Source organism: Enterobacter sp. DC4 (genome assembly GCF_000568095.1).
Taxonomy (GTDB): Bacteria; Pseudomonadota; Gammaproteobacteria; order Enterobacterales; family Enterobacteriaceae; genus Enterobacter; species Enterobacter pseudoroggenkampii.
This window is the reverse complement of record NZ_AZUB01000001.1, coordinates 600,944-627,123: the sequence shown is the minus strand read 5'-3', so window position 1 is coordinate 627,123 and position 26,180 is coordinate 600,944. Positions and strand designations below refer to the sequence as shown.

Genomic DNA, 26,180 nt, shown 5'->3' with positions numbered 1-26,180 from the left:
CTTAACGAATGTTGATAATTGCATCGAAGAGCGTACTGGCAGTCTGGAGAACCTGGGCGTTCGCCAGGTAATACTGCTGATAACGCTGCAAATTGCCATACTCTTCGTCGAGGTTTACCCCAGAGATGGTCTGCTGCTGCTTGATTAACTGCGTTTCCACATTGGCTTTCGTCTGGCTGCTCACCTTCAGTGACGCCGTGGTGCTACCGACGGTACTGACGAGAGAAGCATACGCATCGTTGAAGGTTTTATTTCCACCCACCACTTTGCCGTTTTGCAGATCGAGCAGTTTCTGGCCGTTACGGTTGTCACTTTCGCCGCCGTTCTGTACCGACGCCATCGCCAGTTTGGACTCGTCGCTGATCGCCAGATCCATGTTCATGATGACGTTGGAAACCGGCTTCACGGTGAAACTGTCTTTGGTATTTGCCGTACCGCTCACGTTGACGTTAAGGCCATCAAAAGACAGATTACCGCTGGCATCCGGGCTCATCGTAAAACTGGTTTTGTCTGATGTGCGGGTGACCGTCCAGTCAGTGCCGTTAAACTGCAGCTTATAGTCAGTCGCCTGGACCTGTTTGCTGTCCGCCACAGAGGCCGTAACAACCGCCGATCCGCCGTTCTTGCTGTTGGACAGCACCGCAGGAGAACCAAAGTTGAACAGCTTACCGCCCGCATCACCGTTTGCATCAAAACCAGCTTCATGCTGCGTGTTCATCGCATCGGCAAAGGCCAGCGCCATCTGGTTCAGAGTGTTACGCGCTTTATCCAGATCTTCATTACGGAAGGTCAGTAAACCGCCTAAAGAACCGGTGGTGATAAATTTCTCGGGGATCTCAATATTACCCGCCACGTCATCGACGTAGGCGATGGTCGTACGCGCCGGATCGGCGCTGGACTTCACGGCAGCCAGCTGGCTGGCTTTGCTGCCCTGCACCAGGCTGTAACCATTGCCGAGAGAGATATTAAACGTGCCGCTATCCTGTACGGAGACTTCCACGCCCACGATTTTGTTCAGTTCAGTCACGAGCTGATCGCGCTGGTCGAGCAGGTCGTTAGGCGAAGCCCCCGCGCCAACGCCAGTCAAACGAGAAATCTGATCGTTCAGATTCGCAATCTGCGTCGCGTAGTTGTTGATCTGAGATACGCTGCTTGAGATGGCGGTATTCACCTGCGTATCCTGGTCACGAAGATACTGATCGTTGGTTTTAAACTGATTGACCAGACCGCCCGCTTTCCCCAGCACCGTCTGACGTGCAGCCGGATCTTCCGCGTTGCTCACCAGCGTTTGCAGACTCTTGAAGAAATCCTGCAGGGTGGTGGAGAGCGAGTTGGTGGTATCGGAGAGCACATCGTCAATTTTTGACATCTGCTGATAGCGCGTCGTCAGACCGCTGCTCTGCGTCTGCGCGGCGCGCAGCTGGTTGGTGATGAAGGCGTCATACTCACGCTGGACACCGGAGACATAGACCCCGTTACCCACCCAGCCACCGCCGGTCAGCGTGCTGTTAGATGCGCCCAGCACCGTGGTCTGGCGGGTGTAACCTGCCACGTTATAGCTTGAAATATTATTACTGACGGTATTGAGTGCCGACTGAGCAGCACTGAGGCCACTCATGGCACTGTTAATCAAACTGGACATGGGGGTTCCTTTTATACGTTCAGACACGAGTCCTGATGAAGGTTATCGGCAACCTCCACCGGGACTTGAGAACTTTCAGAACAGATTTTCGATATCTGTGCTATAGGCTTTGCTGACCTTCTCGCCCATGGATTTCAGCTGCTGGATCATGCTGGTGAGCTTACGTGCATAGTTCGGGTCAGTCGCGTAGCCCGCGTTTTGCAGCGCCTGAGCACCCTGCTCCGCCGTCGCCGCCTGCGTAACGGCGGTATAGCGCGGATTTCGGCTCAGCAGGCCAACATAATCGGACAAGGCTTCCAGATAAGAGCTGTAGACGCGGAATTTGGCTTTGACCTTCACCGCCGCACCGTTCTCGTATTCGGTGGTCGTGATCTCCGTTGTCGGCCCCTTCCAGCTGGAGGTGGCCTTCACGCCGAAGATGTTGAAGCTCGGCTCGCCGTTTTCCTTGCGGATCTGACGCTGACCCCAGCCCGACTCCAGCGCGGCCTGCGCCAGAATCAGGTGATGCGGCACGCCGCTCTGTTCGCTGGCAAGGCGCGCAGGCAGAGAAAGCTGCGCCAGGAAGTCTTTGCTGTCACCGGAGAGCGGCTCATCGCCGCTGCTCGTGGCTTTTGGCATCGCTTTACGCACCAGCTGCGTCAGGGCCTGGTTCTGATAGCTGGTCACCGTTTCCAGGTCGAACTTCATCGGCACCTGCTGAGGCTGCTCCTGAGGCTGAATGCCCTGCGCGGCTTCGGTCTGTTTGACAATCATGTCAGCCAGACCGAGGCCTTTACCCGCAGTCATCTGCTGCGCAATCTGCTGGTCATACATGCTGGTGTAGAGACGCGTTGAATCACTGCTGAACATCCCGTCTTTCGGCAGGGTTTCGCGCATGCTTTTCAGCATCATCTGTACAAACATCCCTTCCACCTGGCGGGCGACCGGGCGGATATTCGCCGCCGGGTCTTTACCTGCTTTGGTTTTCAGTTCGTTGAGCGACTGGGCGTCCCAGGCTGCACTGGTCAACAGTTTGCTATCGGTCAGCATTAGATGATTTCCAGTTTGGCGCGCAGGCAGCCCGCGCTTTGCATCGATTGCAGGATGGACATCAGATCCATCGGCGTTGCCCCCAGGGCATTCAGGGCACGCACCACGCTGTTCAGGTTGGCGCTGGAGCGCACGCTTTGCAGTGACCCGCCGCTCTGACGCATATCAATTTGCGTTTGCGGCGTCACCACCGTCTGACCGCCACCAAATGGCGTATTCGGCTGGCTCACGTTCGCGGAGCGGTTTACCGTCACGGAGAGGTTCCCCTGCGCCACGGCGCAGCTGTCGAGCGACACTTCCCGGTTCATGACCACCGAGCCGGTACGGGAGTTGATGATCACCTTCGCATCCTGGACCGGAACGTTCACTTCCATATTCTGGATGTCTGCCAGCATGCGCACCTGGTTGCTGCTGCCGGTGGAGGTACGGATCTGTACGGTGCGCGCATCGAGTGCCGTTGCGTTACCGTAGCCGCGGCTGCGGTTGATGGTATCGGCAATCTGCTGCGCCATCGTGAAGTCTTCATTATTGAGCTGCAGGTTAATGGTATTGCCCGCGCCAAACTGGGTCGGCAGTTCACGCTCAATGATCGCCCCGTTGGTGATACGTCCACCGTTGAGCTGGTTCACCTGCACGCTGCTTCCGCCTGCGGATGCACCCGCACCGCCGACCAGAATGTTCCCCTGCGCCAGCGCATAGACCTGGCTGTCGACGCCTTTCAGCGGGGTCATCAGCAGCGTACCGCCGCGCAGGCTTTTGGCGTTACCCATTGAGGAGACCACCACGTCAATGGTTTGTCCCTGGCGCGCAAACGCCGGGTAGGACGCGGTAACCATTACTGCCGCCACGTTTTTCAGCTGCATGTTGGTTCCCGCCGGCACGGTAATGCCGAGCTGGGAAAGCATGTTGTTCAGGCTTTGGGTGGTGAACGGCGTCTGGGTCGTCTGGTCACCGGTACCATCCAGACCCACCACCAGACCGTAGCCGATCAGGGAGTTTTCACGTACGCCCTGAACGCTGGTGAGGTCGCGAATACGGTCAGCCTGGGCAAACGTTGCCACCAGCGCAAGCGCCACGGCGAAGATCGATTTAAACATGGGTCACCTCGCTTACATCGGCGATAAATTAAGGAAGAAGCGCTGCAGCCAACCCATATTTTGCGCTTCATTGATATAGCCGTTACCGACGTACTCAATGCGCGCATCCGCCACCTGGGTGGACGGAACGGTGTTGGTGCCGCTGATGGTGCGAGGGTTAACCACGCCCGAGAAGCGAATGAATTCAGTGCCCTGGTTGATGGCGATCTGTTTTTCACCCACAACATGTAAGTTGCCGTTAACCAGTACCTGGTCAACCGTGACCGTCAGCGTACCGCTGAAGGTGTTGCTGGCGTTCGCGCCGCCTTTGCCGTTAAAGGTGTTGCCGCCGGACGCGTTCACATCAGCACGCGCGTTGCCGAACAGCCCTTCGAGATAGCGTGGCACGGTATCGAAGCCAAAATTGGTTTTGCCATCGCGGCTGGCATTCGCCGACGAGCTCTTGCTCGCGCTGACGTTTTCCTGCAGCACAATGGTCAATGTATCGCCGACGTTACGCGGGCGGCGATCTTCAAACAGCGGCTGATAGCCGTAATTAATCGGCTGCGCGGTCTGGAAAATGGAGCCGTTTACCACTGGCGCAGGGCCAGGAACGGGCTGGGCAGTCGTCGCACCCTGGACCAATGGTTTGGTCGGGATCAAAGCACACCCGCTGAGGGTGACAGCCAGAACAGTCAGTATCGGATAACGAAACGCCGCGTTTTTTTGCATTGCCTTCATCTTCGAAAACAGGGAGCCGGCGCGGCGTTTACCGCACCGGGCTACACCTTAGAGTTGCGTCAGTTTCTGCAGCATCTGGTCGGTCGTCGACACTGCTTTACTGTTAATTTCATACGCGCGCTGAACCTGGATCATATTCACCAGCTCTTCCGCCACGTTCACGTTGGAGGTTTCAACATAGCCCTGGTACAGCAGGCCCGCACCGTTCAGGCCTGGGGTGCTCTCATTTGGCGTACCGGAGGATTGCGTTTCGGTGTAGAGGTTCTCACCAATGCTTTCCAGACCGGTATCGTTCATGAAGGTGGTCAGGTTGAGCTGCCCAACCTGAACCGGCGCGGCCTGTCCCTGCTGGGTCACGCTGACCACACCGTCACGTCCGATGGTGATGCTCAGGGCGTTGGCCGGGATGGTGATCGCAGGCTGGACCTGGAAACCGCCCGCCGTCACCAGCTGGCCGTTCTGATCGACCTGGAACGAACCGTCGCGGGTATAAGCAGAGGTCCCGTCAGGCAGCTGCACCTGGAAGAAGCCCTGCCCTTTGATTGCCACGTCTTTACTGTTGTTGGTCTGAGACAGGTTGCCCTGACTGTGCAGACGCTCGGTGGCCACCGGGCGAACACCGGTACCGATCTGCAGGCCCGAAGGCAGCGTCGTCTGTTCAGAAGACTGCGCGCCCGGCTGGCGGATGGTTTGATAAAGCAAATCTTCGAAAACCGCGCGCTGACGCTTGAAACCATTGGTGCTCACGTTTGCCAGGTTGTTGGCAATCACATCCATATTGGTTTGCTGGGCGTCCAGGCCTGTTTTCGCGATCCATAAAGAACTGATCATAAGGAGTCCTGTTAACTCATAGCCAGAAGTTGGTTAGCCTTGCCCGCGTTTTCATCCACGCTGCTGATGATCTTCATCTGCATTTCAAAGCGGCGGGCGCTGGCGATCATGTCGGTCATGGCTTCGACCGGCTTGACGTTACTGCCTTCCAGAACGCCGGACATCACGCGGATGCTCGGATCGGCCTGTAAGGTGGCACCCCGCGTCGCCTGCGCCGCCTGGGTCAGACGGAACATGCCGTCGTCGCCACGCTGCACCTCTTTGCCTTCCGCTTTGACCAGCTTCAGACGACCGACGGGCGCAACGGTATTGGCCGGGTCGCCCGGGTTGAGCGCCGAAATGGTGCCGTCCGCAGCGATAGTCAGCTCAGAGCCTTCCGGTACGGTCAGCGGACCCGCTTCCCCCATCACCGGATGCCCCTGAATCGTCAGCTGGCCCGTCGCGCTCACCTGGATGTTCCCGTTACGGGTATAGCCTTCACTGCCGTCCGCCGTTTGCACCGCCAGCCAGCCGTCCTGCTGCAGAGCCACGTCCAGCGGGCGTGAGGTGTAATCCATCTGCCCTGGCGTCATATCGGCGCCAGGGGTCGATGCCGTCACCAGCGTTCGGGTCGGCAGGGAAAGCCCTTCTACCGGCACCGCGCGCAGCGCATTAAGCTGCGCGCGAAAGCCCGGCGTTGAGGCGTTTGCCAGGTTGCTGGCGGTAACGGCCTGCTGATTGAGCGTCTGACTTGCCGCGCCCATCGCGGTATATATTGCGTGATCCATTGCGCTTTCCTGTTAGCCGCTTAACGCAGGTTAACCAGCGTGTTGAGGATCTGGTCCTGGGTTTTGATGGTCTGCGCGTTCGACTGATAGTTACGCTGCGCGACGATCATGTTCACCAGTTCTTTACTCATATCCACGTTGGAAGCTTCCAGCGCGCCGTTGGTCAGCTTGCCAAAGTTACCGGTGCCTGCGGTACCCAGCAGCGCCACGCCAGAGGACTGGGTGGCAGACCAGACGTTATCGCCTTCTGATTTCAGACCTTCGTTGTTGGCGAAGTTTGCCAGCACGATCTGACCCAGAACCTGAGACTGTTCGTTAGAGTAGCTTCCCACCACGGTGCCATCGTCGTTGATCTGGTAGCTCACCAGATCGCCTGGCTTGTAGCCGTTCTGATTGGTAGCCACCACGCTGTTCGCGCCGGTGTTCTGCTGCATGGAGTTCTGGAAGCTCAGGGAGAAAGTCGCCGCCGTCGCACCGCTGACGGAGCCCGTGGTGATGTTAATGGCCGGCGTGGCGTTTGGCGCTGCGCTCAGCACACCCGCCGCGTCGTAGTTATACACACCCGCCAAGTTACCGTTCGCATCAAAGTTCATCTGCGCCGCTTTCGTCGCAGCAGAACCCGCTACGCTGCCGTCCTGAGTGTAAAGGTCCCATTTGTTGTCAGCCGTCTTAACGTAGTAGACGTACATGTTATGGGCGTTACCCTGGCTGTCGAATACGGTCACGGTCCCTTTTTTGTTGTAGGTATCCGGGTTAGTCGCATCGAAGGGAGCGGTTTGAACAGGATCGGTTGAGTTCAGGTTGATCTGCTGCGTCGCGGTGGTGGTCGATTTCGCCGCCATCAGGGTATTCGGGATGGTAATTGCCTGAGGGTTCGCACCGGTCTGAACGGTAGGCGGCGTTCCCGCTACCGGGTAGCCCGTCAGCTGCATGCCCTGCATGTTCACCAGCGTACGGTTTTCATCCAGCTTGAACTGGCCGTTACGGCTGTAGAACACAGAGCCGTTGGAATCGACCATACGGAAGAAACCGTTCTGGCTGATGGCAACGTCCAGACCGCGACCGGTGTTGGTGGTGGTGCCGTCGCTAAAGTCCTGAGTGATGCCCGCAACTTTCACGCCCAGGCCGACTTTGGAACCGGCAAACATGTCTGCAAAGGATGCAGAACCGGATTTAAAACCATAGGTCGCGGAGTTGGCGATGTTGTTGCCAATGACGTCCAGGTTGGTGGCCGCAGCATTCAGGCCGCTGACCGCTTGAGAAAAGGCCATGACTTACTCCTGATAAGTGTTAAGGCTTAGATAATCTGCCGAACTTCGTCGAGTGTGGTGGAACCCGAGGTTCCCAAATCCAGTTTGTTGCCGTCGCTTCCTTTAATCACGCCCTGGACCAGCGCGAACTGCAGCGGCTGCGCTACCAGCTGGGTCGTCCCGTTGCTGGCGCTGATTGCCACTTTGTAGGATCCGTTTGGTGCTTTGGTGCCGTCGGTCAGGCTGCCATCCCAGGTAAAGGTGTGAACGCCCGCCTTCAGCTCGCCGATATCAATGGTGCGAACCACCACGTTATTGGCATCCGTGATCGTTGCCGTCACCTTCTCAGCCGGCTGCTGGAGCTCAACGCCAAACGGCGTGGTCGTCGTGGTGGTATTGCCGTCGGTGGTGCTGGTGCCTGCCAGAATCGTGGTCCCCGGGATCATCACCCCGTGGCCAATCAGGCTTGCCGCCTGCAGAGACTGGGCGCTGTTAATCTGCCCAGAGACGGAACCGAGGGTGGTGTTCAGTTTCTCAATGCCGCTCACGGTGCTGATCTGCGCAAGCTGCGTGGTCAGTTCGTTGTTCTGCATTGGGTTGGTGGGATCCTGGTTCTTAAGCTGCGCCACCAGCAGCGTCAGAAAGCTGCCCTGAAGATCGGCGGCGTTACTCCCCGTCAGGGAGTTAGAACCCGTCGTACTCTTTGTGTTGTTAACACCCGAGTTCGTAGGATCATTCACATTTACGGCGATGGACATGCATGTCTCCTTTACTGGCCGAGAGTGAGTGTTTTGAGCATCATGCTCTTCACGGTATTAAGCACTTCGACGTTGGCCTGGTAGCTACGGGAAGCCGACATGGAGTTCACCATCTCACCCACCACATCCACGTTTGGCATCTTCACGTATCCGCTGGCATCTGCGAGCGGGTTACCCGGCTCATACACCAGCCTGTCAGGCGCCTGGCTCTCTACCACATCAGACACCTTCACGCCGCCCGTCGCCGCGCCCGGCGCAGCATCGACCTGAAAGACAACCTGTTTGGCACGATAAGGCTGGCCGTCGGGTCCGGTGACGCTGTCGGCGTTTGCCAGGTTACTGGCAGCCACGTTCAGGCGTTTGGACTGCGCGGTTAACGCCGAACCGGCAATATCAAAAATATTCAACAAGGCCATCTATCAGTTCCCCCCCTGCAGGACGTTCATCATGCCTTTGATTTGTCCGCCGAGTACGGTCAGGCCCGTCTGGTATTTCAGGCTGTTGTCGGCAAACTGCGTACGCTCCCGGTCCATATCCACGGTGTTACCGTCGAGTGAGGGCTGATCGGGAATGCGGTAAAGTAAATCGGTCGCTGGCGCGGTCATCGCCTGAGCAGGAATATGGCGAGAGGATGTCATGGCAAGTGCAACACCCGTTCCTTCGGCACGTCCACGCTCCATCACCTTTTTGAGTTCACTGGAAAAATCAATATCGCGCGCCTGAAACCCCGGGGTATCGGCGTTAGCGATGTTGGCGGCTAAAATCTCCTGCCGCTGGGCGCGTAAATTGAGCGCTTCCTGCTGAAAACGTAACGCGGCGTCGAGTTTATCGAGCATGTCTCCTCCGCTGATGGCAAAATTTCAGTTCACAGCTTAAATCTCACCCGGTCTCCCCTATCGACGGAATAAGCGCAAAATGCGTCGCTATTTATTGCGTTGATGCAAAACCACTGCAGGTAGAATTCATTCAACTCTGGAAACGGTGGAACTTGCGATGCAAACGTTAAAACGTGGCCTGATGGCAATTTTCTGGCTGTTTAGCCCGCTGGTGCAGGCTGAAGGCTTACAGGATCAGTTGACGGCTTTCTTTGCTGAGAAGCTGGCAGGCTTTAGCGATGACGTTACCGTTACCGTGCGCACGCCACCGAATCTGTACCCGACGTGTGACCAGCCTTCGTTCAGCGTGGTGGGGTTCACAAAGCTTTGGGGGAATGTGAACGTGCTGGCACGCTGCGCCAACGAAAAACGCTATTTACAGGTTGCAGTTCAGGCGACGGGCAATTATGTTGTCGCCGCCGTGCCCATTGCGCGCGGCAGCGTACTGCAGACGAACAGCGTGACGTTAAAACGCGGCCGTCTGGATCAGCTGCCTCCACGCACCATGCTGGAAATAAACCAGGCACAGGACGCCGTCAGCCTGCGTGATGTTGCACCAGGCCAGCCGATACAGCTCTCAATGCTGCGCCAGGCATGGCGGATAAAAGCGGGCCAGCAGGTGATGGTGGTGGCCAACGGAGAGGGCTTTAGTATCAACAGTGAAGGGAAAGCGTTAAACAATGCCGCGGTGGCGCAAAACATCCGCGTCAGAATGTCATCAGGCCAGGTGGTGAGCGGAACCGTCGATTCTGATGGGAATATTCTGATTAACCTATAATCTTTTTAAAGATTTCGCGGCGCGTGCCGATAAATATTCCACTAATGATGATGTCAGGCGCAAACGCCGCGAACCCTCGATGAGGACAACACTATGAGCATTGATCGTACATCAGCCCTGAAGCCGGTAAGCGCTGTACAACCTCGCGAAACGAATGACACTCCTGCGCAGAAAACGCGTCTGGAAAAACCGTCAACGTCCAACAGCACCAGCGTGACCCTGAGCGATGCGCAGGCGAAACTGATGCAGCCAGGCACCAACGATATCAATATGGAACGTGTTGAAGCGCTGAAAACGGCTATTCGTAACGGTGAACTGAAAATGGATACCAGCAAGATCGCTGATGCCCTGATTCAGGAAGCACAGAGTTTCTTACAGAGTAACTAACCGTATGAGTCGACTGTCAGAAATACTGGATCAAATGACGGTTGTCCTGAACGACCTGAAAACGGTAATGGACGCTGAACAACAGCATCTCTCTTCCGGTCACATCAACGGCAGCGCGCTGCAGCGTATTACTGAAGATAAGAGTTCGCTTCTGGCGACGCTGGATTATCTGGAGCAACAACGCCGCGCTGAGCAGGATCCGAAGCGCAGCGCCAATGACGATATTATTGAGCGCTGGCAGACCATTACCGAAAAAACCCAGCACCTGCGCGATCTTAACCAGCATAACGGCTGGCTACTGGAAGGTCAGATTGAGCGTAATCAGCAGGCACTTGAGGTGTTGAAACCGCATAAAGAAACCGGACTGTACGGTGCGGATGGTCAGACAGCGACTGCGCGTATTGCGGGTGTGAAAAAGATTTCGATTTGACGCATCAGCGACAAATCATGCAGTGGGGAGCACCATAAGGTGAACTCCCCTTTTGGCGTTTATGCCGTCCGACGGGCAAACTCTTTCACTTTGAAGCCCAGCACCGCGAGCGTGGCAAAGTACGCCACCACCCCGACGCCCACCACGGCCATCAGCCGCATCAGACGGTAGGGCATGGTGCCCTGAGACCACTCCGGCATCACGTACATCATGCCGAGCAGCGCGGCAGACATCACCAGTACCGCAATGATCAGACGCACCAGGAAACTTCCCCAGCCCGGCTGCGGTGTAAAAATATCCTGCTTGCGCAGCTGCCAGTACAGCAGTCCGGCATTCAGACAGGCCGCCAGACCAATCGATAATGACAGGCCCGCATGCTTCAGCGGACCAATAAACGCCAGGTTCATCAGCTGCGTCATAATCAGCGTCACAATGGCAATTTTCACCGGCGTTTTGATGTCCTGACGCGAGTAGAACCCGGGCGCCAGCACCTTGACGACGATCAGCCCCATCAATCCGACCGAGTAGGCAATCAGCGCGCGCTGGGTCATGGCGGCATCAAAGGCGGTGAATTTCCCGTACTGGAAGAGCGACACCGTCAGCGGTTTGGCCAGAATACCCAGCGCCACCGCGCTTGGCAGGGCCAGCAGGAAGCAGAGACGTAACCCCCAGTCCATCAGGCGGCAATACTCATCATGATTACCGCTGGCAAAACTTTTCGACAGCGACGGCAGCAGGATGGTCCCCAGCGCCACGCCCAGCACTCCGGACGGGAACTCCATCAGACGGTCGGCGTAGTACATCCAGGAAACCGAGCCGGACACAAGGAACGAGGCAAAGATGGTGTTGATAATCAGCGAGATCTGGCTGACGGAGACGCCGAGAATAGCGGGCCCCATCTGCTTGATGACGCGCATCGCCCCGGCATCTTTGAGATTGATGCGCGGCAGCACCAGCATGCCGATTTTTTTCAGATGCGGCAGCTGATACGCCAGCTGCAGCACGCCGCCCACGGTGACCGCCCAGGCCAGCGCCAGCACCGGCGGGTTGAAGTGCGGCGCAGCGAACAGGGCAAAGCCGATCATGCTGACGTTGAGAAACGTCGGCGCAAACGCCGGAACAGAGAAGCGGTTCCAGGTATTCAGGATCGCCCCCACCAGCGAGGCCAGCGAGATCAGCAGAATATAGGGGAAAGTAATGCGCAGCAGCTGCGAGGTCAGCGCAAATTTGTCGGCCGTATCGGCAAAACCGGGCGCGGTCACCATAATCACCCACGGCGCGGCCAGCATCCCGAGTACCGTCACCACCGCCAAAGCCAGCGTCAGCAGCCCGGAGACATAAGAAACAAAGACGCGCGTCGCGTCTTCACCCTGCTTGCTTTTATATTCCGCCAGGATAGGCACGAATGCCTGGGAAAACGCCCCTTCAGCAAAAATACGACGCAGCAGGTTCGGCAACTTGAACGCGACGAAAAAGGCGTCCGTGGCCATCCCTGCACCAAATACCCTTGCCACAATGGCGTCGCGCGCAAAACCCAGCACGCGGGAAAACATGGTCATCGAGCTGACGGCCGCCAGCGATTTTAATAAGTTCATTAACGTGAATTTCCAGAACCATACGGATTTGTAAGCCGGGTAAGCGTAAGCGCCACCCGGCAAAGCCAACAAGCGGCGCTTAGTCTAACCGGATTTCAACGAATTACTATCCGCAGATGTTACAGCGAGTTATTCGCTCATGGCCTCGCGCCAGAGCCTTTCCACAATGCGCTGCGCCATAATGGCCTGCTCACCGGACGTTTCAGGAACCGTCTGATTTTGCACGCAGGTGATAAAGTGGCGGGCACAACCGGCAAAACCGCGCTGTTCAAGCGTGCTCTGCCAGCCAGGGGCAGGAAGCGTCACCACGCCGCTGCCCTTCTCTTCCCGCCATTCACGCATGTCGGTTATGTCGTACAACGCGCCGTCGGTGACGGCCTGGACGGATTCACGCTGACTTCCCGCACGACGATGCATGCTGGTGGTGATCTGCAGATGGTCAATCGCGAAATGATGTTCGGCGTAGACCATTTCGCCCTGCTCGTTCGTCAGTAGCGTGCCACTTTGCAGCTGTGCATTGCCGCTGGCGAGCCACAGCGCCGTATCCACAACGTGCAGATAGTCATCCAGCAGCGTGAAACGCAAATCGTTTGGCCCAATGCTGTCGGTACGGTGCTTATCCATCCGCAGCGAGGCGAGCGTGCCCGACTGCGCCTTCAGCTGTTGATAAAGCGGCGCAAAGCGGCGGTTGAAACCCACCATCAGCGTCAGTTTTTTGCGCGCGGCCAGCTCAATCAGCCGTTCGGCATCCTGAACATTTTCAGCCAGCGGTTTATCCACGCAGACGTGAACCCCCAAATTGAGCAGCTCGCTCACCACCTGATAGTGGGTTGCCGTTGAGGTATGCACAAAAACCGCATCACACTCGCGGGCCAGATCCGGCAGGGAGGCAGCATACGGCATGCGCCAGGTTTCGCAGATACGTTCTGCCTTTTCTCGGGTGGGTGACCATGCCCCTTGCAGGGTCCAGTCCGTCGCCGCACCTAAAACAGGCAGCCAGGCTTTTTGCGCGATGCCGCCCAGCCCCACCACGCCTACGCGTAATTTTTTCACCGTCAGTCTCCCAAATGTGCCAGCAACGCATCCAGACGCTGTTTCAGCCCGGCGACCTCATCTTCCAGCGCCTCTACGCGGGCAACCAAATCGTCATCTCCAGCACTAATATCGGTTGCGCTGGATTTAACTGAAATATCAACTTCACCACTGAACAGATGCATATAGCGGCTTTCGCGTTTTCCCGGCTCTCGCGCCAGACGCACCACGTATGGGCCGTCTTCGCGAGAAGCCAGCCCTTCCAGGGTCTGCTCGACCTCCTGCATATCGCTGAACTCATGCATACGGGAAGCGCGCGTGCGCAGCTCTCCCGGTGTCTGCGCCCCGCGCAGCAGCAGCGTGGTGATGACCGCCACTTCCGCACTGCTCAGCTTCAGGTCGCCAAATTCGGAGTTACAAAAGCGCTGTTCGTATTTGGTCACGCGGTTGCCGAAGCCGCTGACGGTACGCAGATAGTGGCGTTTTACCAATGCATCGAGCACGTCCTGAACCTCATGCTCGCTGAGGTTCATCACCGGCTCGCGGTTGGTCTTCTGATTGCAGGCCATGGTCACGGCGTTGACGGAGAGCGGATACTGCTCCGGCGTGGTGACCTGTTTTTCGAGTAAGCACCCAATCACGCGCGCTTCTGTACCGTTTAGCTGATACTTCATCTTTTCTCCTTAACGACCTGCGGTCCAGTCCCGGGTGGTTAACGCCGTCAGAACGTGGTCGCGCCATTCTCCGTCTATCAGCAGATAGTCTTTGGCGTAACCCTCTTTCTCGAACCCTAAACGCGCCAGCAAATTGCCGCTGCGCTGATTATGCGGCATATAGTTCGCCATGATGCGATGGATATGCTGCGTGCGCTGCATATAACGGATCGCTACCGTCAGCGCCTCGTACATCAGCCCCTGCCCCTGCCATTTCTGACCGATGGAGTAGCCAAGGTAGCAGGCGTGAAACGATCCCCGCACCACGTTTGAAAAATTGGCGATCCCGATAATCTCTTTCTCTTCAGGATCCAGCAGCGCGAAATAAAACGCGCTGCCCTGCTTGTGAAATTCCGTAATCATGCTGAGGCGCGCCTGCCAGCCGGAAGGGTAACAATGGCTCTCATCCCGAACGGGTTCCCAGGGTTTTAAAAACTGGCGATTCTCGGCGTAATAATCCGCCAGACGCCAGGCATCACGCTCATGCACCAGACGAACGACCAGCCTGTCCGTTGTCAGACGCACTTTTGGCACATTACTGCGATAGCCAAACATCGATACCACTCCTTCCCGTCACTTCAGCTTACCCATTAGCTTTACTATACCTGCGCCTGCGCCGTCTGTGAAAACAGTGACATACCATTTTGCCCTCTTTTCATTATTTTCGATGAGAACTCTCTATCAAAGCACCCTTTTGATAAAAAAATATTGTCACGCCCGGGGGTGGGAAAAAACGCGGCGACACCGCAGAATGTTAGCGTGCTCACCTTCTTATTTTCCCTGGAGGGAAAATGTCCCGCGTATCACAGGCCAGGAGCCTGGGTAAATATTTCCTGCTCGTCGATAACATGCTGGTCGTGCTCGGCTTTTTTGTCGTTTTTCCATTGATATCGATCCGATTTGTCGATCAAATGGGCTGGGCGGCATTAATGGTTGGCATTGCCCTGGGGTTACGCCAGTTTGTCCAGCAGGGTCTGGGCGTCTTTGGCGGGGCCATTGCCGACCGCTTTGGCGCTAAACCGATGATCGTGACCGGTATGCTGCTGCGCGCGGCAGGCTTTGCCACGATGGCTGTCGCCCAGGAGCCCTGGCTGCTCTGGTTCTCCTGTTTCCTCTCCGGTATCGGGGGCACGCTGTTCGATCCGCCACGCACCGCGCTGGTGGTGAAGCTTATTCGCCCGCAGCACCGCGGCCGTTTCTTCTCGATTCTGATGATGCAGGACAGCGCCGGGGCGGTTGTCGGCGCTCTGCTGGGAAGCTGGCTGCTGCAGTATGACTTCCGTCTGGTCTGCGCGGCTGGGGCGGTGCTCTTTATTCTGTGCGCGCTGTTTAATGGCCTGTTCCTGCCCGCCTGGAAACTGTCGACGGTCAAAGCACCTGTCCGGGAAGGGCTTGGCCGCGTCCTGCGCGACAAACGTTTTGTCACCTATGTGCTGACCCTGACGGGCTACTACATGCTGGCTGTGCAGGTCATGCTGATGCTGCCGATCATGGTTAACGACATTGCTGGCACGCCTGCTGCCGTTAAATGGATGTACGCCATCGAAGCCTGCCTGTCGTTAACGCTGCTTTATCCGATTGCCCGCTGGAGCGAACGGCGTTTTCGTCTGGAGCATCGCCTGATGGCCGGGCTGTTCCTGATGACGCTGAGCATGATGCCGATCGGCCTGGTGAACTCTCTCCAGCAGCTGTTTACCCTGATTTGCACCTTCTATATAGGGTCGATCATCGCCGAGCCTGCCCGTGAAACGCTGAGCGCCTCCCTTGCGGATGCGCGTGCGCGCGGCAGCTATATGGGTTTCAGCCGGCTGGGGCTGGCGCTTGGTGGCGCATTAGGTTACGCCGGAGGCGGCTGGTTGTTTGATGCCGGCAAAGCGTTAAACCAGCCCGAACTCCCGTGGATGATGCTCGGCGTGGTGGGCTTTATGACGCTCCTTGCCCTGTGGTGGCAGTTCAGCCAGAAACGCAGCGCGAGCGGCATGCTCGAGCCTGGCGCGTAGCCTTTCCTGAGGTATCCCCACGGATTAATGTGGGCAGTGAACAATCCCCTCGCCCCTTTGGGGAGAGGGTTAGGGTGAGGGGAACATACGGCTGTGGTGGTCATTCCGTTCACTTTATATTTCTTGCTACTCTTTAACGACATGACCGGTGAACGTTCCAGGGCGGCTCAATCGCCACCGCCCTGGCAACCCGGGCTCCCGGCGGTAAATCGCCGCTTCGCGGTACCCTCAGCTTATTCCTTCAGGCTATCGGGTCGGGCATGAGCCTGCGTCCCTGCAGGCCACGCCCTCTCGGCGCATCCCTGCGCCTCGTCCCGGCCTTACGGAAACGCCTCGGCGATTTACAGCCGGACCAGGGCATCGCTGTAAGCTTTATATTAATCTGAAGGCCGTGTTAATGCTTCTGGTAACAAATCCAGTGGGATTCATCCGCTCCAACGGGAGTCCCTCCCGCCCCACTTCTCAGTTTTTTCTGCTGGTTTCTGCCCATTCACGCTGACATACTGGCGTAACAGGACAGAAGCGCCGATTTTTCGTTGAGGAACACTATGAAGAAAATTGTCTTTGCCGCTGCATTAGTTGTCAGCGGTCTGCTGGTTGGCTGTAACCAGCTCACGCAATATACCGTCAGTGAACAGGAAATTAATCAGGCGCTGGAAAAACATAACAATTTTTCTAAAGACATTGGCGTGCCGGGGCTGGCGGACGCGCATATCGTGCTCACGAATCTGACCAGCCAGATCGGACGTGAAGAGCCAAACAAAGTCACCCTGGCCGGTGACGCGGATCTTGATATGTCCTCCCTCTTTGGCAATCAGAAAGCCAACATCAAGCTCAAGCTGAAGGCACTCCCCGTTTTCAACAAAGAGAAAGGGGCGATTTTCCTCCAGGAGATGGAAGTCGTCGATGCGCAGGTGTCGCCGGACAAGATGGCGCCGGTTCTGCAAACCCTGATGCCCTATCTCAACCAGTCGCTGCGTAATTATTTCAACCAGCAGCCCGCGTACGTCTTAAGCGAAGATAAAAGCAAGGGCGAAGCCCTGGCGAAAAAATACGCAAAAGGCATAGAGGTTAAGCCGGGTGAAATCATCATTCCTTTCACCGATTAACCTGAAGGGCGCTACGGCGCCCTTTTTTTTACGGAAAAGTGTGCAAACGAAAACGTTTCCGCTTATGATTTGTGTCCGGCAAAAACAGCCATCCTTATGACTGATTCCTGACAAGCCGGAGCTTCCATGACTGCACAACCCCAGGTTCTTAAAATCCGCCGCCCTGACGACTGGCATATCCATCTGCGTGATGGCGATATGCTGAAAACCGTCGTGCCTTATACCAGCGAAATTTATGGCCGCGCGATTGTCATGCCTAACCTGGTTCCACCAGTCACCACCGTCGATGCCGCGATAGCCTATCGCCAGCGCATCCTGGATGCCGTGCCTGCGGGACACGATTTTACCCCGTTGATGACCTGCTATCTGACCGACTCGCTGGACCCTAACGAAGTGGAGCGTGGGTTTAACGAAGGCGTATTTACGGCGGCGAAACTCTATCCGGCGAATGCCACCACCAACTCCAGCCACGGCGTCACCAGCATTGATGCCATCATGCCGGTTCTGGAGCGCATGCAGAAACTGGGCATGCCGCTGCTGGTCCATGGTGAAGTCACGCATGCCGAGATTGACATCTTCGACCGTGAAGCCCGGTTTATCGAGACCGTGATGGAGCCTCTGCGCCAGCGCCTGCCCGCGCTTAAAGTGGTCTTTGAGCATATCACCACCAAAGACGCGGCAGAGTACGTGCGCGACGGCAACGATCTTATCGCCGCCACCATTACGCCACAGCACCTGATGTTTAACCGTAACCACATGCTGGTGGGCGGGGTGCGCCCTCACCTGTACTGCCTGCCGATTCTCAAGCGCAACATCCACCAGCAGGCGCTGCGCGAGCTGGTTGCCAGCGGGTTCTCCCGCGCGTTCCTAGGCACCGATTCCGCGCCTCACGCCCGCCACCGTAAAGAGGCAAGCTGCGGCTGCGCAGGCTGCTTCAACGCCCCAACGGCGCTTGCCAGCTACGCGACCGTATTTGAAGAGATGAACGCGCTGGAACATTTCGAAGCGTTCTGCTCACTTAATGGCCCGCGCTTCTACGGCCTGCCGGTCAACGACAGCTTCATCGAACTGGAGCGTAAGGCGAGCCACGTTGAGGAGTCCATTGCGCTGACGGATGACACGCTGATCCCCTTCCTGGCGGGCGAAACCGTTAACTGGACGGTAAAACGTTAAAAAATCAATGCCCCTTGTTGTCAAATCGATAATATACCTGTATAAATAAACAGTATATTACACAGGGGGCATTTATGCGTATTGAAGTCACCATAGCCAAAACAACTGTTCTGCCTGCCGGCGCGCTTGATGCACTGGCAGGCGAATTATCCCGCCGTATTAACAACACCTTTCCCGACAACGCGGGTGCCGTAACGGTGCGTTACGCCGCGTCGAACAACCTCTCCGTCATTGGTGCGGCGAAAGAAGATAAAGATCGCATCAGCGAAATCCTGCAGGAAACGTGGGAAAGCGCAGACGACTGGTTTATCACAGATTAATACTGCTCCCTCATTGTGTTTTTTGCCGGGTCGCCCCGGCTTTTTTTTGTCTAAAAATACGGTAAGTTCAAATTAATTCGGCATCTTCTTTAAGAATCGTGAACAAGATGGTGTTTTATTGTTCGAACAATCCTAAAAAGCAGAAAAATGTGTTGCCACCTGTTTATTTTTCCCTTCGGAACCCTTATTACTTGGTATACTGAAGATGCTTTCAGAAAAACATGCATTGAACCTCAAAGCCGTTGTCTTCTAACACGCATTAAGGGGGTTATAATGGAAAAGAATAGTGAAGTGATCCAGACCCATCCACTTGTTGGCTGGGATATCAGTACCGTAGATAGCTACGATGCGCTGATGCTGCGTTTGCACTACCAGACCCCGAATCAACTCAACCGTGAAGAAGCGGAAGTTGGACAGACGCTGTGGCTAACAACAGACGTCGCCCGTCAGTTTATTTCTATTTTAGAGGCAGGTATTGCAAAAATAGAATCTGGCGACTATCAGGAAAATGAGTATAAACGGCACTAAGCTTATGCCCACTTTTCTCTCTACAGGCACCCTCGCGGTGCCTTATTTATTTCTCCCTTGTCTAACTCCGCGTTGTTAATTACTCTGCTAACAAAACGTCAGTTTATGAGATGCATATGAGATACGACTTAATCATTATTGGTAGCGGCTCCGTGGGTTCCGCTGCCGGTTATTACGCAACACAGGCAGGTCTGAAGGTCCTGATGATCGATGCCCACCGCCCTCCCCATGCTGAAGGCAGCCATCATGGCGATACCCGCCTCATGCGCCATGCGTATGGAGAAGGCGAGCGCTATGTCCCGCTGGTGCTTCGCGCCCAGACGCTGTGGGATGAACTGGCGAAACAGACCGAAGAGCGTATTTTCGAGCGTACCGGGGTTATCAATCTTGGCCCGGCTCATTCGGAATTTCTTGCCGGCGTCGAGCGCAGCGCGAAAGCCTTTAATCTGGACGTTGAGAAGCTGGACGCAACGGGCATAACCGCGCGCTGGCCTGAAATTAGCGTCCCGGACGATTATATTGGCCTCTTTGAAGCCCACTCCGGCGTACTGCATTGTGAAACAGCGATCAAAACCTGGGTCGACCTTGCCGCGAAAGCCGGCTGTGCACAGCTGTTTAACTGTCCGGTGGAGGCCATCACCCATGACGAGAATGGCGTCACGGTAACGACCATTGACGGCGACTACTCAGCCTCTCGCCTGCTCGTCAGCGCAGGAACATGGGTCACTCACCTGCTGCCGGAGCTGCCAATCCAGCCGGTGCGCAAAGTCTTCTCCTGGTTCCAGTCGGATGGACGCTACAGCGCGCAGAATAAATTCCCGGCCTTCACCGGGGAATTACCGAATGGCGATCAGTTCTACGGTTTCCCTTCCGAGAAAGACGCGCTGAAAATTGGTAAACACAACGGGGGCCAGGCGATCACCTCCCCTGAAGAGCGTAAGCCTTTTGGCGCCTTTCCTCAGGATGGTTCGGAAGCCTTCTCATTCCTGCGGAATACTCTTCCGGGCGTCGGTGGCTTGCTGTATGGCGCGGCCTGTACCTACGACAACACGCCGGATGAAGACTTCATCATTGATACGCTGCCCGGGCATGACAACACCCTGCTCATCACCGGGCTGAGCGGCCACGGCTTTAAATTCGCTTCCGTGCTGGGTGAAATCGCCGCGCAGTTTGCCCAGGGTATCACGCCGCAGTTTGATCTGACGCCCTTCTCCCTTTCGCGTTTTAACGGATAATCCACACGGGCTCCGGACGTCCCGGGGCTCGTTTCACTCACACTGCATTACGAGGCGTTATGCGCAGGATCGTTAGCTTTCTGATGAATAATATTCGCGAGCATTTTATGCTCTATCTCTTATTGTGGGCGCTGTTGGCCATTATTGATTTCGTTTACATTGTATTTTACTGAAAAGCCTTACTGACAATAATTGACGTTAATTTATCTTTACTGAAACTCACCATTTCGCTTGCACGAAGAGATTGAATTAGCGTTAGCGATCCTTTTCAAAATTGCTGAAATAAATAAAATAAAAATCAATAGACAATTATTTCAGTTGCAATATCCCGCCTTCCCGTTCATTTTTACTTTCCGGTTAATTTGAAAATGGACATTCTGATGCAATTGCGTAACTCCTCCCGGCGCTACGGAATAATATCCATAGGTTTGCACTGGATATTTGCTCTTGCCGTCTACGGCATGTTTGGACTTGGGCTCTGGATGGTCACGCTCAGCTATTACGATGGCTGGTATCACCAGGCGCCGGAGTTGCATAAAAGCATTGGTGTCCTGCTGATGCTGGGCTTGGTTTTCCGCGTGATCTGGCGACATATCTCCCCACCGCCTGCCGCGCCGAAGACTCACAGCAAATTTACCCGCGTCAGTGCAGTTGCCGCGCATATTGCGCTCTATGCGCTGCTCTTCGCCATTCTGATTAGCGGATACCTTATCTCGACGGCGGACGGTAAGCCGATTAGCGTCTTTGGCCTTTTTGACGTCCCGGCAACGCTCAGCGATGCGGGCGTTCAGGCTGACACTGCAGGGGTCGTTCACCTCTGGCTTGCGTGGAGCGTCGTGATCCTGTCCGTACTTCACGGGCTTGCCGCCCTCAAACACCATTTTATTGATAAAGACGATACGCTAAGGCGCATGCTTGGCCGCTCGTCAGTTGACTCTGGAGCATAAAATGAAAAAACACCTGCTGGGTATCGCCCTGGGTTCTCTGTTATTCACCGCCGGTTCCGCCGTGGCGGCTGATTATAAAATTGATAAAGAGGGCCAGCACGCTTTCGTCAATTTCCGTATTCAGCATCTGGGATACAGCTGGCTGTACGGTACCTTTAAGGATTTTGACGGCACATTCACCTTTGACGAGAAAAATCCTGCCGCCGACAAGGTCAACGTGACCATTAATACTAACAGCGTTGATACCAATCATGCTGAACGTGATAAACATCTGCGCAGCGGGGAATTCCTCAATGTCGGGAAATACCCGCAGGCTACTTTCACCTCCACGGAAGTGAAAAAAGACGGTGATAAGCTGAATATTACCGGCAACCTGACGCTTAACGGCGTAACAAAACCGGTCACGCTGGATGCTAAATTACTGGGTCAGGGTGACGACCCGTGGGGCGGAAAACGCGCAGGTTTTGAAGCGGCGGGTAAAATTCACCTGAAAGATTTTAATATCACAACGGATTTAGGCCCGGCGTCTCAGGACGTGGAGCTGATTATTTCCGTTGAAGGTGTACAGCAGAAATCATAATAGATTCGCCCGGCAGGCTTTTGCCGTACCGGGCGTTATTATCATTCCGGGTCAGGGATACCCAGTTTGGTATTCAGACGGCCGCGTGATTTATTGAAAATCTTGTTGCCGTTTTCACGTCCTGCACGACGGCGACGCTGTTCTTCTTCCGGCAGGATGCTCTCTTCGCTGCACAATTCGCTACAGCAGCCGTTAAACTTCTCGGCACAGGCCGGACACTGAATAAACAGCAGATGGCACCCGTCGTTTTTGCAGTTGGTATGGGTATCGCACGGCGCGCCGCACTGGTGGCACTGGGCAATAACGTCTTCCGAGATACGCTCACCCATACGCTCGTCAAAGACAAAGTTTTTCCCGATAAAGCGTACCGGTAAACCCTGTTCACGGGCTCGGCGGGCATACTCGATAATGCCGCCTTCAATATGCCAGACCTTATTAAAGCCGTTGTGCTTCATCCACGCGCTGGCTTTCTCACAGCGGATACCGCCGGTGCAGTACATAACGATCTTTTTATCTTTATGTTCCTGCATCATCTCAACCGCTTTGGGCAGCTGCTCGCGGAAGGTGTCGGCCGGGATTTCCATCGCGTTCTCGAAATGCCCCACTTCGTACTCATAGTGGTTACGCATATCAATGAACACGGCATCCGGATCGTCCAGCATCGCATTCACTTCCGCAGCCTTGAGATATTCGCCGACATCCGCCGGGTTAAACTCAGGATCGTCGATACCGTCCGCCACGATGCGTTCACGCACCTTCATGCGCAGCACCCAGAAGGATTTCCCGTCATCGTCCAGGGCAATGTTCAGGCGTAAGCCGTCGAGGGCCGGATCGAAGTGATAAAGAACGTCGCGGAAAGCGCTGACTTTGCTTTCCGGTACGCTAATCTGCGCGTTGATGCCTTCACGGGCAAGGTAGACGCGTCCGAAGACGTTCAGGGCCGTGAACGCCTGATAAAGCGCATCGCGGGTTGCCTGCGGATCGTTGATCGTGAAGTATTTGTAGAAAGAGATGGTGGTGCGCGGTTCGGTTTCAGCCAACATACGCGCTTTTAACATCTCATTCGACACGCGGTTGTGTAACACTGGCATGGTGTACAGTCCTGGAATCGTTAGAGAGAATGAAAAATCGGTCGGCATCATATAGCAAATAAAACTAATTTACATCCACACAATTTACGCTACATTTCACACACCCTGATTAATCAGGCTTAACAATTGCTGTATTCGTGCACGCTTCGAAAGCAGATATTTTGGCTATGTCTAAAAAAATGAGACACTAGCAAAACAGGACGTTTGAACACAGGAAAGACATGACCCAGTTACCAAAATTTACTGCCGCCCTTTTGCATCCCCGCTATTGGTTGACCTGGCTTGGCATTGGCTTTTTATGGCTCCTGGTACAGCTTCCCTACCCTGTAATTTTTCGGTTGGGTAAATTTCTGGGCCGTTTTGCGCAGCTGTTTATGAAGCGTCGCGCCAAAATCGCGTACCGCAATCTTGAGCTGTGTTTTCCGCAGATGAGCGAGACAGATCGTCACGATATGGTTTCGAAGAATTTCGAATCCGTCGGGATGGGGCTTATGGAAACCGGTATGGCGTGGTTCTGGCCAGACAAACGCATGGCCCGCTGGAGTGAGGTGACGGGAACCGGCATGGAGCCTGTGCATACGCTTCAGGCCAACCAGACTGGCGTTCTGCTGATCGGCGTCCATTTCCTGACGCTGGAAATCGGGGCGCGCATGTTCGGCATGCAGGCGCCCGGCATTGGCGTTTATCGTCCTAACGATAACCCGGTCATCGATTTAATCCAGACCAACGGCCGCATGCGCTCCAACAAAAGCATGATCGACCGAAAAGATCTGAAGGGCATGATTCGCGCACTGAAATCCGGTGAAGTGGTCTGGTATGCCCCCGACCACGACTATGGCCCACAGGCCAGCGTATTTGTCCCCTTCTTCGCCGTTGACGAGGCCGCCACAACCACCGGTACCTGGATGCTGGCGCGGATGTCCAAAGCTGCCATCGTGCCTTTTGTTCCCCGCCGTAAGCCGGATGGTTCAGGCTACGAGCTGATGATGCTGGAGCCGGAACTCGCGCCGCCGCTTGACGATGCAGAAACCACCGCGCGCTGGATGAACAGCGTTGTGGAGAAGTGCATCATGCTCGCCCCGGAGCAGTATATGTGGCTGCACCGCCGTTTTAAAACACGCCCACAAGGTACGCCGTCCCGCTATTAATCCTCATGCGGTCCTCAGGGCCGCATGCTGTTTTAGCTTTAAAAGCTCCCCCTCATTGCGGCAATCATAACCCAGGCGCATAATTAGCAGGCTTATTACTTCATGCTTCAGGTGCTCAGCACCTCATTATGCGGATTGTTATGTCACCCTCAGATGCCCCCATAAACTGGAAGCGTAACCTCACGGTTGCGTGGCTTGGCTGTTTTCTTACCGGCGCGGCGTTTAGCCTGGTCATGCCCTTCCTGCCGCTCTACGTCGAACAGCTGGGCGTGACGGGTCACAGCGCGCTCAATATGTGGTCCGGCCTGGTATTCAGCATCACGTTCCTGTTTTCCGCGATAGCCTCGCCCTTCTGGGGCGGCCTTGCCGATCGCAAGGGACGTAAAATCATGCTGCTGCGTTCGGCGCTGGGGATGGCCATTATCATGGCGCTGATGGGCGTGGCGCAAAACGTCTGGCAGTTCCTGATCCTCCGCGCGCTGCTGGGCCTGCTGGGGGGCTTTATTCCCAATGCCAATGCCCTGATTGCCACACAAATTCCCCGCCATAAGAGCGGCTGGGCGCTGGGCACGCTCTCAACCGGCGGCGTGAGCGGCGCCCTGCTGGGGCCACTGGCCGGCGGACTCCTGGCCGATAGCTATGGCCTGCGGCCGGTTTTCTTTATCACCGCCAGCGTGCTGTTCCTGTGCTTTATCGTCACCCTGCTCTGTATTCGGGAAAACTTCACGCCTGTCGCCAAAAAAGAGATGCTTCACGCCAGGGAGGTGCTGACCTCGCTTAAAAATCCCAGACTGGTACTCAGCCTGTTCGTGACGACAATGATTATTCAGGTAGCTACCGGGTCGATTGCCCCTATTCTGACGCTGTACGTTCGCGACCTGGCGGGTAACGTCAGCAATATTGCGTTCATCAGCGGGCTGATCGCCTCCGTACCCGGCGTGGCGGCGCTGCTGAGCGCCCCGAGGCTGGGAAAACTGGGGGACCGGGTGGGTCCGGAAAAAATCCTGATCTTCGCGCTGGTGATTTCCGTCCTGCTGCTTATCCCGATGTCGATGGTGCAAACGCCATGGCAGCTGGGCGTCCTGCGCTTTTTGCTGGGTGCCGCCGACGGTGCGTTGCTGCCCGCCGTACAGACCCTGCTGGTCTACAACTCCACGAACCAGATTGCCGGGCGTATTTTCAGCTATAACCAGTCATTCCGGGATATTGGTAACGTCACCGGACCGCTGCTCGGGGCCGGGATCTCCGCCAGCTTCGGTTTTCGCGCCGTCTTTATCGTGACGGCGGGCGTCGTGTTGTTCAATGCCATTTATTCGTGGTTCAGTTTATCCCGCGCGTTACGGCCCGTGACGGAATAAGACGAACGCCTGAAGCTTATTTTCGCATTCATACTTGCAGAATCTTATATTCAGCTATTCTTTCCCTGAAACCTTCTGGAAAACAGGGAGACACCAATGACCATGTACGCCACGCTGGAAGAAGCTATTGATGCCGCTCGTGAAGAGTTCCTCGCCGACAACCCCGGCGTTGAAGAAGAAGATGCTGACGTGCAACAGCTTAATATCCAAAAATACGTTCTGCAGGATGGGGATATTATGTGGCAGGTCGAATTCTTTGCCGATGAAGGTGAAGAAGGGGAATGTTTGCCGATATTGAGCGGTGAAGGTGCGCAGGCCGTCTTCGATGGCGACTATGATGAAATCGAACTTCGGCAGGAATGGCTGGAAGAGAACACCCTACACGAGTGGGATGAGGGCGAGTTTCAGCTCGAGCCACCGCTGGATACGGAAGAAGGTCAAACCGCAGCCGATGAGTGGGACGAGCGTTAATTTACGCTATTCGTAAGGGCCATGGCTGGCATCAATCGGCAGCAACAGCGTGTCGAAAATCAGCGAGAACGGCAGATCGAGCACGGTGAGGTAGCGCCATGCGGAATCACGGAGATCCCATTTCACGCCAGGGTAATACTGATTTCCGTGGCCCTGCCCTGGAATGGTGCGACTGATGATACTGCCGCAGCCGCTGAGCAGGCATGCCATCAGTACGACGATGATTATTTTCATGAGTAACCTCTAAAAAAATACCGGCAATTAAGCCGGTATTTTATTTGGCGGATGGCGCTTCGCTTATCCGCCCTACTTAAAA

The 26,180-nt window shown here is 55.6% G+C and carries 31 protein-coding genes; 15 read left to right on the top strand and 16 right to left on the bottom strand.

Annotated features, from left to right (window positions below):
* Window position 1 precedes the first annotated feature (1 nt).
* The 10 genes from flgK to flgB form a co-directional block, all read right to left on the bottom strand.
* Window positions 2–1,642 (bottom strand): flagellar hook-associated protein FlgK, encoded by a 1,641-nt coding sequence (gene flgK / locus P349_RS21010; RefSeq protein WP_032650846.1) that lies wholly within the window; start codon window positions 1,640–1,642, stop codon window positions 2–4.
* Between the two features lie 75 nt (window positions 1,643–1,717).
* The gene (gene flgJ / locus P349_RS21015) at window positions 1,718–2,671 is read right to left on the bottom strand and encodes a flagellar assembly peptidoglycan hydrolase FlgJ (protein WP_032650844.1); all 954 of its coding nucleotides are present in this window, start codon (window positions 2,669–2,671) and stop codon (window positions 1,718–1,720) included.
* The gene (locus P349_RS21020) at window positions 2,671–3,768 is read right to left on the bottom strand and encodes a flagellar basal body P-ring protein FlgI (RefSeq protein ID WP_029740346.1); all 1,098 of its coding nucleotides are present in this window, start codon (window positions 3,766–3,768) and stop codon (window positions 2,671–2,673) included. The genes flgJ and P349_RS21020 overlap by 1 nt, the downstream gene beginning before the upstream one ends.
* Window positions 3,769–3,780: 12 nt before the next feature.
* Complete coding sequence (gene flgH / locus P349_RS21025; RefSeq protein WP_032650842.1) at window positions 3,781–4,479, bottom strand: flagellar basal body L-ring protein FlgH; 699 nt, start codon at window positions 4,477–4,479, stop codon at window positions 3,781–3,783.
* 57 nt (window positions 4,480–4,536) lie between these two features.
* Window positions 4,537–5,319: a flagellar basal-body rod protein FlgG gene (flgG, locus tag P349_RS21030; RefSeq protein ID WP_008500810.1), complete on the bottom strand. Its 783-nt coding sequence runs from the start codon at window positions 5,317–5,319 to the stop codon at window positions 4,537–4,539.
* A gap of 11 nt (window positions 5,320–5,330) precedes the next feature.
* A complete protein-coding gene (locus tag P349_RS21035) occupies window positions 5,331–6,086 on the bottom strand; it encodes a flagellar basal body rod protein FlgF (protein ID WP_008500811.1) in 756 nt (251 codons plus the stop codon).
* Between the two features lie 20 nt (window positions 6,087–6,106).
* Window positions 6,107–7,357 (bottom strand): flagellar hook protein FlgE, encoded by a 1,251-nt coding sequence (flgE, locus tag P349_RS21040; RefSeq protein ID WP_032650841.1) that lies wholly within the window; start codon window positions 7,355–7,357, stop codon window positions 6,107–6,109.
* 26 nt (window positions 7,358–7,383) lie between these two features.
* Window positions 7,384–8,094, bottom strand: coding sequence for a flagellar hook assembly protein FlgD (gene flgD, locus P349_RS21045; protein WP_032650840.1), 711 nt, complete (start codon window positions 8,092–8,094; stop codon window positions 7,384–7,386).
* 11 nt (window positions 8,095–8,105) lie between these two features.
* Window positions 8,106–8,510, bottom strand: a complete 405-nt coding sequence (gene flgC, locus P349_RS21050) for a flagellar basal body rod protein FlgC (protein ID WP_008500814.1) — start codon at window positions 8,508–8,510, stop codon at window positions 8,106–8,108.
* Window positions 8,511–8,513: 3 nt separating this feature from the next.
* On the bottom strand, window positions 8,514–8,930 hold the full coding sequence (gene flgB / locus P349_RS21055) for a flagellar basal body rod protein FlgB (protein ID WP_023311135.1): 417 nt from the start codon (window positions 8,928–8,930) through the stop codon (window positions 8,514–8,516).
* 157 nt (window positions 8,931–9,087) lie between these two features.
* Between flgB and flgA the strand changes: the two genes are divergently transcribed.
* The 3 genes from flgA to flgN all read left to right on the top strand — a co-directional run bounded on the left by flgA (window position 9,088) and on the right by flgN (window position 10,564).
* A complete protein-coding gene (gene flgA / locus P349_RS21060) occupies window positions 9,088–9,747 on the top strand; it encodes a flagellar basal body P-ring formation chaperone FlgA (protein ID WP_024909011.1) in 660 nt (219 codons plus the stop codon).
* Window positions 9,748–9,840: 93 nt separating this feature from the next.
* The gene (gene flgM / locus P349_RS21065; protein ID WP_032650838.1) at window positions 9,841–10,134 is read left to right on the top strand and encodes a flagellar biosynthesis anti-sigma factor FlgM; all 294 of its coding nucleotides are present in this window, start codon (window positions 9,841–9,843) and stop codon (window positions 10,132–10,134) included.
* Window positions 10,135–10,138: 4 nt separating this feature from the next.
* Entirely contained in the window at window positions 10,139–10,564 is a 426-nt protein-coding gene (gene flgN / locus P349_RS21070) for a flagella biosynthesis chaperone FlgN (protein WP_008500818.1), read from the top strand.
* Between the two features lie 59 nt (window positions 10,565–10,623).
* Here the strand turns inward: flgN and murJ are convergent, their stop codons facing one another.
* The 4 genes from murJ to rimJ form a co-directional block, all read right to left on the bottom strand.
* Window positions 10,624–12,159: a murein biosynthesis integral membrane protein MurJ gene (gene murJ, locus P349_RS21075; protein WP_032650837.1), complete on the bottom strand. Its 1,536-nt coding sequence runs from the start codon at window positions 12,157–12,159 to the stop codon at window positions 10,624–10,626.
* Between the two features lie 129 nt (window positions 12,160–12,288).
* Window positions 12,289–13,212, bottom strand: coding sequence for a Gfo/Idh/MocA family protein (locus P349_RS21080; RefSeq protein ID WP_032650836.1), 924 nt, complete (start codon window positions 13,210–13,212; stop codon window positions 12,289–12,291).
* A 2-nt stretch (window positions 13,213–13,214) separates the two neighbouring features.
* Entirely contained in the window at window positions 13,215–13,865 is a 651-nt protein-coding gene (locus P349_RS21085) for a YceH family protein (RefSeq protein ID WP_032650834.1), read from the bottom strand.
* Window positions 13,866–13,874: 9 nt separating this feature from the next.
* Window positions 13,875–14,459, bottom strand: a complete 585-nt coding sequence (gene rimJ, locus P349_RS21090) for a ribosomal protein S5-alanine N-acetyltransferase (RefSeq protein WP_008500822.1) — start codon at window positions 14,457–14,459, stop codon at window positions 13,875–13,877.
* A 236-nt stretch (window positions 14,460–14,695) separates the two neighbouring features.
* On the opposite strand from rimJ, the gene mdtH reads away from it, so the two are divergent.
* The 9 genes from mdtH (at window position 14,696) to P349_RS21135 (ending at window position 21,796) form a co-directional block, all read left to right on the top strand.
* Window positions 14,696–15,904: a multidrug efflux MFS transporter MdtH gene (mdtH, locus tag P349_RS21095; RefSeq protein WP_024909006.1), complete on the top strand. Its 1,209-nt coding sequence runs from the start codon at window positions 14,696–14,698 to the stop codon at window positions 15,902–15,904.
* 548 nt (window positions 15,905–16,452) lie between these two features.
* Complete coding sequence (locus P349_RS21100; RefSeq protein WP_023311126.1) at window positions 16,453–17,013, top strand: lipoprotein; 561 nt, start codon at window positions 16,453–16,455, stop codon at window positions 17,011–17,013.
* A 126-nt stretch (window positions 17,014–17,139) separates the two neighbouring features.
* Window positions 17,140–18,186, top strand: coding sequence for a dihydroorotase (pyrC, locus tag P349_RS21105; protein WP_032650832.1), 1,047 nt, complete (start codon window positions 17,140–17,142; stop codon window positions 18,184–18,186).
* Between the two features lie 74 nt (window positions 18,187–18,260).
* Window positions 18,261–18,506, top strand: coding sequence for a DNA damage-inducible protein I (gene dinI / locus P349_RS21110; protein WP_032650831.1), 246 nt, complete (start codon window positions 18,261–18,263; stop codon window positions 18,504–18,506).
* A gap of 273 nt (window positions 18,507–18,779) precedes the next feature.
* Complete coding sequence (gene bssS, locus P349_RS21115) at window positions 18,780–19,034, top strand: biofilm formation regulator BssS (RefSeq protein WP_008500827.1); 255 nt, start codon at window positions 18,780–18,782, stop codon at window positions 19,032–19,034.
* A 116-nt stretch (window positions 19,035–19,150) separates the two neighbouring features.
* Window positions 19,151–20,269 (top strand): N-methyl-L-tryptophan oxidase, encoded by a 1,119-nt coding sequence (solA, locus tag P349_RS21120; RefSeq protein WP_032650829.1) that lies wholly within the window; start codon window positions 19,151–19,153, stop codon window positions 20,267–20,269.
* A 59-nt stretch (window positions 20,270–20,328) separates the two neighbouring features.
* Window positions 20,329–20,442 (top strand): DUF2770 family protein, encoded by a 114-nt coding sequence (locus P349_RS21125; protein WP_032645429.1) that lies wholly within the window; start codon window positions 20,329–20,331, stop codon window positions 20,440–20,442.
* Window positions 20,443–20,649: 207 nt separating this feature from the next.
* Window positions 20,650–21,216, top strand: a complete 567-nt coding sequence (locus tag P349_RS21130; RefSeq protein WP_032651195.1) for a cytochrome b — start codon at window positions 20,650–20,652, stop codon at window positions 21,214–21,216.
* Between the two features lies 1 nt (window position 21,217).
* Window positions 21,218–21,796: a YceI family protein gene (locus P349_RS21135; RefSeq protein WP_024909002.1), complete on the top strand. Its 579-nt coding sequence runs from the start codon at window positions 21,218–21,220 to the stop codon at window positions 21,794–21,796.
* A 41-nt stretch (window positions 21,797–21,837) separates the two neighbouring features.
* Here the strand turns inward: P349_RS21135 and trhO are convergent, their stop codons facing one another.
* On the bottom strand, window positions 21,838–22,887 hold the full coding sequence (trhO, locus tag P349_RS21140; protein WP_024909001.1) for an oxygen-dependent tRNA uridine(34) hydroxylase TrhO: 1,050 nt from the start codon (window positions 22,885–22,887) through the stop codon (window positions 21,838–21,840).
* Window positions 22,888–23,108: 221 nt separating this feature from the next.
* On the opposite strand from trhO, the gene P349_RS21145 reads away from it, so the two are divergent.
* The 3 genes from P349_RS21145 (at window position 23,109) to P349_RS21155 (ending at window position 25,864) form a co-directional block, all read left to right on the top strand.
* Window positions 23,109–24,035 carry a Kdo(2)-lipid IV(A) acyltransferase gene (locus tag P349_RS21145; protein WP_032650828.1) on the top strand — a complete coding sequence of 309 codons (927 nt, stop codon included), beginning with the start codon at window positions 23,109–23,111 and terminating at the stop codon, window positions 24,033–24,035.
* A 140-nt stretch (window positions 24,036–24,175) separates the two neighbouring features.
* The gene (gene mdtG / locus P349_RS21150; protein ID WP_032650827.1) at window positions 24,176–25,393 is read left to right on the top strand and encodes a multidrug efflux MFS transporter MdtG; all 1,218 of its coding nucleotides are present in this window, start codon (window positions 24,176–24,178) and stop codon (window positions 25,391–25,393) included.
* Between the two features lie 96 nt (window positions 25,394–25,489).
* Window positions 25,490–25,864, top strand: a complete 375-nt coding sequence (locus tag P349_RS21155) for a MysB family protein (protein ID WP_032650825.1) — start codon at window positions 25,490–25,492, stop codon at window positions 25,862–25,864.
* Window positions 25,865–25,870: 6 nt separating this feature from the next.
* On the opposite strand, the gene P349_RS21160 is transcribed toward P349_RS21155, so the two are convergent.
* Entirely contained in the window at window positions 25,871–26,098 is a 228-nt protein-coding gene (locus tag P349_RS21160) for a YceK/YidQ family lipoprotein (RefSeq protein ID WP_032650824.1), read from the bottom strand.
* Between the last annotated feature and the right edge of the window lie 82 nt (window positions 26,099–26,180).